This is a genomic window from Nocardia pseudobrasiliensis NBRC 108224, from assembly GCF_001613105.1.
Taxonomy (GTDB): Bacteria; Actinomycetota; Actinomycetes; order Mycobacteriales; family Mycobacteriaceae; genus Nocardia; species Nocardia pseudobrasiliensis.
Genome location: NZ_BDBS01000023.1, coordinates 131,129 through 143,019 on the forward strand (window position 1 = coordinate 131,129; position 11,891 = coordinate 143,019).

At 67.5% G+C, this 11,891-nt stretch carries 13 protein-coding genes; 11 read left to right on the plus strand and 2 right to left on the minus strand.

Annotated features, from left to right (window positions below):
- The first annotated feature begins 84 nt into the window (after positions 1-84).
- The 11 genes from NP4_RS19380 to NP4_RS19430 all read left to right on the plus strand — a co-directional run bounded on the left by NP4_RS19380 (position 85) and on the right by NP4_RS19430 (position 9,919).
- Positions 85-744, plus strand: a complete 660-nt coding sequence (locus NP4_RS19380) for a TetR/AcrR family transcriptional regulator (RefSeq protein ID WP_067999649.1) — start codon at positions 85-87, stop codon at positions 742-744.
- A 170-nt stretch (positions 745-914) separates the two neighbouring features.
- Positions 915-2,348, plus strand: a complete 1,434-nt coding sequence (locus NP4_RS19385; protein ID WP_067999651.1) for an ABC1 kinase family protein — start codon at positions 915-917, stop codon at positions 2,346-2,348.
- A gap of 27 nt (positions 2,349-2,375) precedes the next feature.
- On the plus strand, positions 2,376-3,617 hold the full coding sequence (locus tag NP4_RS19390; protein WP_067999654.1) for a saccharopine dehydrogenase family protein: 1,242 nt from the start codon (positions 2,376-2,378) through the stop codon (positions 3,615-3,617).
- Between the two features lie 39 nt (positions 3,618-3,656).
- Positions 3,657-4,289 (plus strand): class I SAM-dependent methyltransferase, encoded by a 633-nt coding sequence (locus tag NP4_RS19395; RefSeq protein WP_067999656.1) that lies wholly within the window; start codon positions 3,657-3,659, stop codon positions 4,287-4,289.
- 79 nt (positions 4,290-4,368) lie between these two features.
- On the plus strand, positions 4,369-5,781 hold the full coding sequence (locus NP4_RS19400; RefSeq protein ID WP_067999658.1) for a lipase family protein: 1,413 nt from the start codon (positions 4,369-4,371) through the stop codon (positions 5,779-5,781).
- A 111-nt stretch (positions 5,782-5,892) separates the two neighbouring features.
- The gene (locus tag NP4_RS19405; protein ID WP_067999660.1) at positions 5,893-6,285 is read left to right on the plus strand and encodes a hypothetical protein; all 393 of its coding nucleotides are present in this window, start codon (positions 5,893-5,895) and stop codon (positions 6,283-6,285) included.
- On the plus strand, positions 6,282-6,842 hold the full coding sequence (locus tag NP4_RS19410; RefSeq protein ID WP_067999661.1) for a hypothetical protein: 561 nt from the start codon (positions 6,282-6,284) through the stop codon (positions 6,840-6,842). Before NP4_RS19405 ends, NP4_RS19410 begins: the two co-directional genes overlap by 4 nt.
- Positions 6,842-7,549, plus strand: a complete 708-nt coding sequence (locus tag NP4_RS19415) for an ESX secretion-associated protein EspG (protein WP_067999664.1) — start codon at positions 6,842-6,844, stop codon at positions 7,547-7,549. Before NP4_RS19410 ends, NP4_RS19415 begins: the two co-directional genes overlap by 1 nt.
- A gap of 31 nt (positions 7,550-7,580) precedes the next feature.
- A complete protein-coding gene (locus NP4_RS19420) occupies positions 7,581-8,429 on the plus strand; it encodes a polyphosphate kinase 2 family protein (protein WP_067999666.1) in 849 nt (282 codons plus the stop codon).
- A 147-nt stretch (positions 8,430-8,576) separates the two neighbouring features.
- On the plus strand, positions 8,577-9,356 hold the full coding sequence (locus tag NP4_RS19425) for a DsbA family protein (protein ID WP_245997715.1): 780 nt from the start codon (positions 8,577-8,579) through the stop codon (positions 9,354-9,356).
- Positions 9,353-9,919 (plus strand): vitamin K epoxide reductase family protein, encoded by a 567-nt coding sequence (locus NP4_RS19430; RefSeq protein ID WP_067999668.1) that lies wholly within the window; start codon positions 9,353-9,355, stop codon positions 9,917-9,919. Before NP4_RS19425 ends, NP4_RS19430 begins: the two co-directional genes overlap by 4 nt.
- Here NP4_RS19430 and NP4_RS19435 read toward each other — a convergent pair.
- Positions 9,916-11,043: a S1C family serine protease gene (locus NP4_RS19435; protein ID WP_067999849.1), complete on the minus strand. Its 1,128-nt coding sequence runs from the start codon at positions 11,041-11,043 to the stop codon at positions 9,916-9,918. The genes NP4_RS19430 and NP4_RS19435 overlap by 4 nt on opposite strands.
- An 85-nt stretch (positions 11,044-11,128) precedes the next feature.
- On the minus strand, positions 11,129-11,860 hold the full coding sequence (locus NP4_RS19440; protein WP_067999851.1) for a ZIP family metal transporter: 732 nt from the start codon (positions 11,858-11,860) through the stop codon (positions 11,129-11,131).
- Positions 11,861-11,891: the final 31 nt, after the last annotated feature.

The window sequence follows — 11,891 nt, forward strand, 5'->3', positions numbered from 1 at the left end:
TCACCCCTGTCCACCGAAGAACTCGTCGAAGTCGGCGACCGAGCCACGCGTTCCGGCGCGAGCGCTCCGGCGCGCACGGGCCGAGTGGACGGTCGTAAACGACGCTGGCACCAGCACAAGATCGATCGGCGCGAGGAGCTGGTCGACGGCACCCTGGCCGCCATTCGAAAACGCGGCGGCGATGTGGGCATGGACGAGATCGCGGCCGAGATCGGCGTCTCGAAAACCGTCCTGTACCGGTATTTCTCGGATAAGGGCGATCTGACCCGCGCCACTATGGAACGGTTCGTCGAGACCACCCTGATGCCGCGCATCTACGAGGCGATCAGCGACGACCTCGACGAATATCAGCTGGTCCGCAACACCCTCGCCGCCTACGTGCACACCGTCGACGCCGATACCGACGTCTACCGCTTCATCATGGGCAACGGCGCCACCACCGACAAATCCACGCTGGCCGACTTCGAGAAGCTGTTCGCCGACGTGGTGGCCGCGGTGCTGCGCGACAAGGCCTTCGACCGCGGCGTCGAGACCGAGGGCATCATGCTCTACGCCTACGTCCTCGTGGGCGGCGTGCAGTTGGCGACCGACTGGTGGATCACCAATCGCGCCATGACGGCCGACAAGATGCTCGACCACATGACCATGATGGCCTGGAGCGCGATCGAGGGCATGGTCCGCGCGAACGGCTCGCCCGAGACCTTCAACGCCCAACCGCATCATCTTCCCGCCCGGGAAGAGTGAGGCGCGGAAAGTACATCCGGTCGTATTCCTCGACGCAACAATCCGCGTCGCGATATTCCGTGGGGCGACACCGCGGCTCACCTCTTGACCCGGACTCCCATGATCGGCCAGCCTGTTAGCAGGCGGCAAACGCTGGTCGAGGAACACGCAGAGAGGCGGAGTAGCTCTCCATGGCGAAAGAGTTGCCGACGTCCCGACTTGCTCGCGGGACCAAGCTGGGTGTGGCGGTCGCCGGCAATGTCATCCGCGCTCAACGCACTCGGCGCTCCATGCGCGGCCGCTCCGAAGCGGTGCGGGCCCGTATGGCCGAGGAGTCGATGATCCGGGCGACCGAGCAGATGGTCATGGTGCTGGGCACCATGAAGGGCGTCGCCATGAAGCTCGGGCAGATGCTCTCGGTCCTGGATCTGGATCTGGTTCCCGCCGAACATCGCGAACGCTTCCAGCGCCGGCTGGCCGTACTGCGCGACAGCGCGCCGAAGGTGTCCTTCGAGACCATGATCGCGGTGATCGAGGAGGATTTCGGCCGCCCGATCACCGAGCTGTTCGCCGAATTCGAGCCCGAGCCGATCGCGGCCGCCTCGATCGGCCAGGTCTATCGCGCCCGACTGCACGACGGCCGACAGGTGGCGGTGAAGGTGCAGTACCCGGGCATCGATGTGGCGGTGCGCGCGGATCTGAAGAATCTGGCCATGTTCCGGCGCGTACTGCAGTCGGCCATGCCCTGGGTCACCCCGGCGGTCCTCGACGAGCTGCGGCTGAATCTGGAGAGCGAACTCGACTACGTCGCCGAGGCCAACACCCAGTGCGAGATCGCCGAGCTCTACACCGACCATCCGTTCATCGTGGTGCCCAAGACATTCCCCGAACTGTCGAGTACGCGGGTGCTGGTCAGCGAATACTTCCCCGGCCGCGGCTTCGAGGAGATCCGGGCCCTGCCCGCGGCCGAGCGCAATCGGGTGGGCGAGATCATCTACCGCTTCTACGTGGGATCGCTGTTCACCTTCAACGAGTTCTGCGGCGATCCGCATCCGGGCAATCTGCTGCTCGGCGACGACGGCCGGGTGGCGTTCCTGGACTTCGGCCTCTACAACCGGATGGATCCCAAACACGTGCAGGCCGAGATGGCCGGTATTCGGTTCGCGGCCGAGGATCGCGCGGACGAGCTGTGGCAGTTGCTGATCGACCGCGGCGTGATCGAGGAGCCCGACGAGGTCACCCCCGAGGAGGCGCTGGAATACGTGCTGGCCGCCTGCGAGTGGGTGGTGCTCGACGAGGAGCTGACCATCACCCCCGAATTGGCCAGCGGCGCCTTCGTTCTCGCCGTCGATCCCCGCGCCGCCGAGTACGCCGGGATGAAACAGCAGAACCTGCCGCCGGAGCATCTGTTCTCCCGCCGCGCCGACTTCCTCACCTTCGGTGTCCTCGGCCAGTTGGAGGCGACGGCGAACTGGCATCGCATCGCCCGCGAATGGCTCTACGGCGATCCACCGGTCACCGAATTGGGCAAGCTGCATCACGCGTGGCTGGCGCAGCGCCCCAAGAAGACCCCGAGAACCACCGCGCGCAAGAAGTCGAGCACCGCGAAGCGGCGCAAGGCGTGACCAGCCGTCAGGAGATGTGAAAGACCCATGGCAGACAGGGAATTCGACCTCGTGCTGTTCGGCGCGACCGGTTTCGTCGGCAAACTCACCGCCGCCTATCTGGCCGAGACCGCACCGCCGGACGCGCGGATCGCCCTGGCGGGCCGCTCGCCCGACAAACTCACCGCCGTGCGCGACGAACTGGGCGCGGCGGCCGCGGAATGGCCTCTGCTGGTAGCGGATTCGTCGGATCAGGCCGGACTCGACGCGCTGGCGGCCCGGACCAAGGTCGTGGTCACCACGGTCGGCCCGTACCTGCGCTACGGCCTGCCGCTGGTGCAGGCCTGCGCCCAGGCGGGCACCCACTACGCCGATCTGACCGGTGAGCCGCTGTTCATCCGCGAATGTATCGACCGCTACGGCGAACAGGCCGCGGAGACCGGCGCCAAGATCGTGAATTCCTGTGGCTACGACTCGATTCCGTCGGATCTGAGCGTGTATCAGCTGTATCGCCGCTCGGTCGCGGACAATACGGGCGAGCTCACCGACACCACCCTGGTCGCCTGGCTCAAGGGTGGGGCCAGCGGCGGCACCATCGACTCCGGCCGCGCCATGATGGAGGCCATCGCCGCGGATCCGGCCAAGGGTTCGGTGCTGTCGCATCCGTATTCGCTGAGCCCGGACCGCTCGATGGAACCCGATGTCGGCCGCCAGTCCGATCAGGCCCTGTCGCGCGCGTCGAATATCGATCCGAGCCTGGACGGCTGGGTCACCACCTTCATCATGGCCCAGCACAACACCAAGATCGTGCGCCGCAGCAATGGCCTGCTGGGCTGGGTGTACGGCAAGAACTTCCGCTATCGCGAGGTGATGGGCACCGGTTCGTCGCCGACCGCGCCGCTGGTGGCGGCGGGCGTCGCGGGCGGCATCGTGGCGACCATGGCCGCCGGCGCGGTGCTGTCGCGAGTCGCGGCCGGACGGCGACTGCTGGATCGGGTGCTGCCCAAGCCCGGCACCGGACCGGACGAGAAGTCCCGGCGCGGCGGCTGGTTCACCATGAAGACCTTCGCGCACACCACCTCCGGCGCGAAATACGTCTGCACCTTCGCGGGTAAGGGCGATCCGGGCTATCAGGCCACCTCGGTCATGCTCGGCCAGGCCGGACTGTGCCTGGCCTTCGACGAGCTGCCCGCGCTCGCGGGCATTCTGACCCCGGCCTCGGCCATGGGCGACGCGCTCACCGAGCGCATGCGCGGGGCGGGCATCACGGTCGAGGTCGAGCCCGCTTGAGGGGTACCTGTTACAGGTTGTTACAGCTAGGATGACCGCGTGAACCTCGCCCGGCGCACCATGAACAATCCCGCGTTCGCGCTCGTCTACGAACGCGCGTGGCGCCCGGCGACGTTCTTCCTGGCGACCGGTCGCACCATGCAGGCCGACCGCCGCGATGCCGCGCGCACCCTGCACCTGCGCCCGGACAGCAGGGTGCTCGACGTCGCGTGCGGTCCAGGCAATATCACCCACTATCTGAGCGAACAGCTCGACGGCGACGGTTTCGCGATCGGCATCGACTTCTCCGGACCCATGCTGCGCCAGGCCCGCGCGGACAACTCCGGCCCGCACGTCGGTTACGTCCGCGGCGATGCTCGCCGATTGCCGTTCCCCGACGGCAGTTTCGACGCCGTGTGCTGTTTCGGTGCGCTGTACCTGATTCCCGATCCGCTCGAGGCGGCCCGGGAGATGATCCGGGTACTGGCCCCGGGCGGTCGCATCGCCATCAGCACCAGCCAGCGCACCGACACCTGGTTCGGCGCGGTGAGCTCGGCGGTCGGGAATGCCGGCGGGCTGCGGGTTTTCGATATCGACACCTTTCCCGAGCTGTTCACCCAGGCGGGCCTGGTCGACATCGAGCAGGAGATCCACGGACTGCTTCAGTACGTGAGCGCCTCTCGGCCCCAATGAATCTCAATCGTTTCGATCATCCCGGTCCCTGAAACCCGTTACAGTACTGGCGGGTAGCAGGAACTGGGAGGGGTGGGGTATGGCACTGTCCATTCGACGATGGTGGGGCTCGGCGACCATGGTGCTGGCGGTTTGCGCGACCGCGCTCGCCGCACCGGCGCACCTGACACCGAAAGCCGCTGCGGAGCCGGAGATCTCGACCGTGGCGCAGGGCGAAGACGACACCTTCTACACCCCGCCCGCGGGATACGAGGACACCGCGCCGGGCACGGTACTGCGCAGCAGGCCGGTCGTGGTCAAAGCGCTCGAGCTGTTCCCCGTCCGCGCGCAGAGTTGGCAGCTGCTCTATCGGACAACCGATTCCGACGGAAATCCCTACGCCTCGGTCACCACGGTCATGGTCCCGCAGGGTCCCGCGCGGCCGCGACCACTGCTGTCCTACAACATGGCCTACGACTCCATGCAGCGCGCGTGCATGCCCTCGTACTCATTGGTCAACAGCAATCCGCTCGATATCCTCGATACCGCCAAGGAGTCCGGATTCGCGCTGCCGCCCATGGAATTCGCGCTCACCGCGGCCGGTCTGGCGCGCGGCTGGGCGGTTTCGGTACCCGACGCCTCGGGTGTCGACAACAACTTCCTCACCCCGCGCGTCATGGGCTACACCGTCCTCGACGGCATTCGCGCCGCGGAGAACTTCACCCCGCTCGGCCTGCCCGGCGCGGCCACCCGGACCGCCATGTGGGGCTACTCCGGTGGCGGCATCACCACCGACTGGGCCGCCGAACTGCAACCCGAATACGCGCCCGAGCTGAATCTGGCCGGGGCCGTACTCGGCGCTCCCGTCAACGATTTCGACGGAGCCCTGCGCGCGGTGAACGGACGGCTGCTCGGCGGCCTGGCCCCGATCGGCGTCGCGGCCCTGGCCAAGGACTCCCCTGAACTCGCCGCGACCATCGATCACTATCTGACCCCCCAGGGCCGGGCGGTGGTCGCCGCCGCGGGGCGCGACTGCGCTCCCGAAACCGTGCTGAAGAATCTGTTCCGCCGCTCCGATCAGCTCATGATCGCGCCGATGGATCAGGTCCTGGCCGATCCGGCCCTGCGGGCCGCACTGCGCGAACGCGCCCGCGGCTTCGCCACGCCCACCACCCCGCTCTATGTCGTCAACGGTCTGAACGACGAGGTCAGTCCGATTGCGGCGGTGGACGATCTGGTCGCCGGATTCTGCGCCGGGGGCGCGTCGGTGAGCTACACCCGCGACGCGCTGCCCGATCTGGTCAGCGACCACACCATCATCGCGCTGACCTCGGCCGGTCCCGCCATGGCCTGGCTCGATCGCGTACTGGCGGGCCAGACCCCGCCGCCGGGCTGCACGACCACCACGGTCGCCTCCACCCTGGTCGATCCGGCGGGCCTGGCCGCCCTGCCCGGTTTCGCCGCCGCACTGGTCCAGACCATGCTCGGAATCGCCTTGGGCGCAGGGCATTAGACCAATCCCGCGGTGGCAATGGTGTGCCGGGTCACAGTGGCGACGCCCGACACGCCCGATCCCGGTCGGGTAGGGTCCCGATCGAGGGGCGGTGATCGGAAGGGGAGCACAGTGGGGGTCCCGGAAACCGGACAGCAGGCTGCTCGCGAACTGTATTCCGCGACCACGGGTTCCGATGGTTCGATCTTCGAAATCGACGAGGATGTGGCCCGGAGCCTGGCCGCGGCGTGCGATCGCCTGATCGAGGATCTGCAGCGCGCCCATACCCTCGATCCCCAGGTCACCGACGTCACCGGCTTTCCGAAACTGCCCTCCGGCCAGGCCCTGACCCAGGGCTTCGCCGACAAGGGCCGCGAATTCCTGGACCTCATCACGGCTTTCCAGCAGACCGCGCTGCTGTTCAAGGCCGCCTATCTGGCCGCGGGCCGATACGTCGAGGAGGCCGAGGCCGCCGGCCGCGCCGCGGTGGAGTTGGTCACCGTGCGGCTGGAGGATCATCGGTGAGCCCGGCCGAGGTCGATCCGCCCTACGTGCCGGATCGCGAGGTCTTCGGCGCGTTCACCCATCAGGAGATCTGGGATCTGGTGCACGAATCGCTCGATCCCGCGGCCCTCGGCCGGGTCGCCGACACCTGGCGTCGCCAAGCCGAACTGGTCGGCGAGGCGTTCCGGGTGTTCGCCGATTCGGTCAACGGTGAACTCGCCCGCTGGCGCGGCCACAGTCGCGAGGTCGCCCAGCGCGCCACCCGCGAATTCGTCGACCGCGGCCTGGCTCTGCCCGACGCCTGCGACACCCTCCAGCGCCTGATGGAGGCCGATGCCGAAGCCGCGCAATCGATTCGCGACGCCATCCCGCCCCCGCCGCGGCCCTACCGCCCGCTCGACGATCCGGCGGCCGAGGCCGTCCACGGCGGTCGACGCCGGATGGATTACGACCTGGCCGCCGCGGCCGCCCTCGCCGACGCCCGCGATGTGCTCACCTACGTGTACAACCCGACCCTGCCCGCCTCCGGAGACCGGGTGCCCAGATTCGCCCCGGCGCCGAGCGGGGGTCGCGAGTAGTGAAGTGGGTCCTCACCCCGGACGAGTTCACACACGTCTGGGCCTCCGAGACCGGCCTGGATCGACGGCCCTATCCGGTGAACATGGTTCCGGCGGCCACCACGCGCACCGAGAGCGAATACGCCGCGCTGAGCCTGCGGCATCGCTACGCCCGCAATACCGATCCGGATCTGACCGCCGCGCTGCTGCTGTGCGCGCGGGCCGACGCGACCACGATCACGGTCTCCGGTGAGCGTCACGGCCGCGAACCCGAACGCATCCTCGCCTTCGCGGCCGTGGTCCACAATCACGCCGGAATTCTGATCGGTCGCGCCGACGCGGTGGTGGTGCGGGTCTGCCACGCCCGCGCGCTCGGCGCGGAACTGGTCGAGGTGATCGGCTCTGCCCCGCCCGGACAGGGCGAATCGATGCGCGAACCGCAGGAGGCCGTGCTGGATCCCGAGGGCAAACCGCCCTATCTGACCCACGGCCATCGCAATGCCGCCCGCTTCCGGCGAAAACTCCGCGATCCGGTCGACTCCCGCGGCTTCATCACCGTCACCGTCGCACCCGATAATCCGATGTCACCCCCGACCCGCCACCGCACCTGGCTCGATTTCACCGGCGACGGCCGCTATCTGCTCACCACCGCCGCCGATCTCTCCCTCACCCCGGTCGCCGATGGCGATCTCGCCGCTCAACTGACCCGCCTGGCCTGCATCCAGTGATTCCGGGACAACACAGGCCATACTCGCTTGCATGCCCAAATCTCCCCGCCCCGGCTCGATCACCAAGGCGCTACGCGCCGACGGTGTGAAGGTCGGCGATCTCGACACCTCGGCCACGCCCGGCTACAAGGGCGCCAAGGCCGACGGTGAGAAGCTGCTCGCAGAACGCACCCAGGTCCTGTCGGATCTGCAGGAGATGCTCTACGCCAACGGTCGTTCCGGCGATCCTCGCAGTGTGCTGCTGGTACTGCAGGGTATGGACACCGCGGGCAAGGGCGGCATCGTGCGTCATGTCATCGGCTCGGTCGATCCGCAGGGCGTCGATCACGCGGCCTTCGGCGTGCCGACCGCGGAGGAGAAGCGTCATCACTATCTGTGGCGCATCCGTCGAAAGCTGCCGCGCGGCGGGCAGATCGGCGTCTTCGACCGCTCCCACTACGAGGATGTGCTGGTGGTGCGGGTGCACGATCTGGTCGCGCCCGAGGTGTGGGGTAAGCGCTACGACGAGATCAACAAGTTCGAGGCCAAACTCGTCGAGGCGGGCACCACCATCGTGAAGGTGGCCATGTTCGTCTCCCTGGACGAGCAGAAGAAGCGATTGGCCCAGCGCCTCGAACGACCGGACAAATATTGGAAGTTCAATCCGGGCGATATCGACGAGCGCGCCTACTGGCCCGCCTATCAGGAGGCCTACCAGGCCATGCTCGATCGCACCTCGACCGAGCAGGCCCCCTGGCACGTCATTCCCGCCGATCGCAAGTGGTACGCCCGCCTGGCCGTCACCGAACTGCTGATCGACGCACTGCAACGCCTCGAATTGACCTGGCCGAAGGCCCAATTCGACGTGGCCGAACAGCAGCGCCGCCTCGCCGACGCGTAGGGGTCCGAACATCTCGCGAACATGAAGTTCTGACCGGAATCTCAGGTTGGCCGGTAATCATGTGTCCGGGCGCGACGTCCGTCCGGCCGCGCCCGTACCATCGGGGCGGCATGGAACGGGTGTCCTCACGAACACAGGAAAGGCGTGGTGAACTCGAAGGTGAGCAAGAATCCTCGGGGTAAGAATGCGCTGGCCTCGGTGCAGCGCACCGATCGGACGCGCACCATTCTGATCCAAGTGGGTGTGGCCGTAGTCCTGGTCGGCCTCATCGCCGCCATCGGGATCAGCATCGCGGTGCGCAACGCCGAGAAGAACGATCCGGGGCCCACGCCACCGATTCCCTCCCAGGCCACGGCCGACGGCATCGTCGGCTCGCTGACCGACAACGGTTCGATCCGGCTCGCCAAGGCCGGCGCCAAGACCGTCGTCCGCGTGGTCGCCGATCTGCAGTGCCCGGCCTGCCAGCAGTTCGAGGCCCTCAACGGCAAGACCCTGGAGGAGGCGGTCGCCTCCGGTAATACGGCCGTCGAGTACAACATCATCGCGTTCCTGGATCCGAACTCCGGCGGCAACAGCCGCTACTCCTCGCGCGCGGCCAATGCCGCCTACTGCGTGGCCGGTAGCGATCCGGCCAAATTCCAGAAATGGCTGGAGAGCATGTTCAAGCAGCAGCCGCCGGAGGGCGCGGGCGGCCTGCCCGACGACAAGCTGGTCCAGATCGCCAAGGATGCCGGGTACACCGATCCCGCTGTGGGCCAGTGCATTACCGATCACAAGTACGACAAGTACGTGCAGAAGGTCACCAAGGACGCGCTGAACAGCGGCATCCACCAGACTCCGACGATCTACGTCAACGGCCAGCAGTTGCAGCCGAACGACCTCTCGCCCGACGCCTTCAAGCAGAAGATCGAGGCCGTGGCGAAGTGATCGGCGCACCTGCTCGTTCCGCGTGGCTGCTGCTGATCGCCGGTCTCGCGGGCTGGATCTCGGCGGTCACGCTGACGGTGGAGCGGTTCAAGCTGTTCCAGAATCCGGACTATCGGCCGTCCTGCAGCATCAATCCCGTGCTGGCCTGCGGGTCGGTCATGACCACCCATCAGGCGGCGGTATTCGGATTCCCGAATCCGCTGATCGGCGTGGTCGGCTTCTCGGTCGTGGTGACCGTCGCGGTGCTGGCCATCGCCGGAGTCGGTCTGCCCAAATGGTTCTGGGGCGGGCTCTGGCTGGGCGCGGCGCTGGGTATCGGCTTCATCGGCTGGCTGATCTTCCAGAGTCTGTACCGGATCAACGCCCTGTGCCCGTACTGCATGGTGGTCTGGGCGTTCACCCCGGTCATCCTCGCGGTGGTCACCGATCTGCTGTGGCACGATTCGCCCATGCCGCTACGGATCCTCGCCGAATGGCGCTGGACCTTCGTGGCCCTGTTCTACGCGGTCGTGCTGCTGCTGGTGTTCCTGCGCTTCCAGGACTATTGGCTCTCGCTGTTCTAATTCGGCGGCCCGACGGCGAGCACCACGGTCAGTACGCGGTGTGAGCCGTCGGGTTCGGTCAGCTCCAGGCGCACGGCGTCGTCGGGTTTGCGGACATTCAGCGCGGCCTTCAGCGTCTGCGGCGAGGTGATCGTCCGCCCATCGACCGCGGTGATCACCTCGCCCGCGGTCAAGCCCGCGCGGTAGGCGGGCTGTCCGTAGAGCGCGACATCGACGCGAGCGCCGGCGAGCCGTCCGGCCTCGGAGGTCAGCACGCCGAGGGTTCCGGTCGGGCCGACATGCACGGTGTCGGTCGGTGTGCCGGAACGGATCTGGCGGATCACGCTCATGGCCGTATCGATCGGCACCGCGTATCCGCTGGCCCGTCCGGCCGCCTTGGCCACCTCCCCCGATGAGGCCGTGATCACCCCGATCACCGCGCCGTACCGATCCACCAGCGCCCCGCCCGACTGTCCGGAGGCCACCGGCGCGGCCACCTCGATCATGCCGGTGAGCGATTTGAGTGACAGATCCGCCGCGTCGCGCGCGCGGATCGAACTGCTCAGCGAGGTCACCGTGCCCGGGGTGACCGTCGGCGATCCGGTGCCGCCCGCATTGCCGATCGCGAGAATCTCATCGCCCAACCGCAATCCGGCCGAACTGCCGATCCGCGCGATCGGCAGGCCGCTGGCTCCGGGCAGCGACAGCAGCGCGATATCGGCGGTCGCGTCGTAACCCAGGACGGTCGCGGGATAGTCGCGCCCGGTGCCCAGATCCCCGACCGTGATGACATCGGCGCCCTTGATCACATGATGGCTGGTGAGCACCTGTCCGTCGGCGGTGAGCACGATGCCCGACCCCGCGGCGTTGATCCCACTGGGCCGGATCGAGACATTCACATTGACCAGCTGCGGCTCGACCGCGGCGGCGACCACGGCCGAATCCATCGGCGGCAGCGGCGGTCCGAGCAGCGTCGCCGAGGAGTCGCCGATCCCGAAGGCCCAGCGCGGCAGCTGATCTCGATATCCCAGCAGTACGACACCGGTCAGCAGCACGGCGATCAGCAGCGCGATCGCCCGGCCCGCCCGGCCCGCGCGCGGCGATTGCGTACTGTTCACATCGGCTGTATTCGTGCCGTCGTACATCGACACCTCCGCCTCGTGCGCGCCCCGCGGATCTCCGGCGATTGTGCTTCTATGTGTACCAAAACAACTGGTCCATGTCGCGTAATCAGTGATTCAGGACGGATACGGCGAACATCAGCACCGCACCCGCGATCGTGCACAGCAGCACCAGCCGCGAGGGTTTCCCGGCGTGGGCCTCGGGCAGGATGTCGCCGGTGGCCAGATAGAGCAGGAAGCCGGCGAAGTAGCCCAGATACAGTCCGGCCAGTTGCGCGGGCACGTGGATCAGCGTGCCGATCAACGCGCCGACCACCGGCGCGATGGCGTCCAGCCACAGCAGTATCACCGCCCGGCGGTGTTCGTTGCCGTAGAGCGTGGGAATGGTGAAGGCGTTGAAGCCGTCGGCGAAGTCGTGGCAGATCACCGCGATGGCCAGCGAGACACCCAGCGCGGTCCCGGCCTGGAAGCCGACGCCGATACTCAGGCCGTCGAGCATGCTGTGGAAGATCAGCCCGCCCGCGGCCAGCAGGCCGACCGACTGGAAATCGTGGGTGTGCGCGCCGAATTCGTGTTCGTGGCCGACGTGCACGGCCATCTCCTGCTCGATGATGTGCACGGTGAAGAAGCCGACCACGGCCGCGATCAGCGCACCGGGCACCCCGGCGATCTGCTCATGTGATTCGGCCAGCGCGTCCGGCAGCAGATCGAAGGCCACCACCCCGAGCATCACGCCCGCGGCCAGCCCGAGCACCAGGCGCTTACGCTCCCCGATCCGGGCCGCCACGAAACCGCCCACCAGGGTCGAGCACATCGAAACCAGGGCCAGCAGGATCGCCATCCGATCAGCATCGGATACGGTCTCGGCCGCG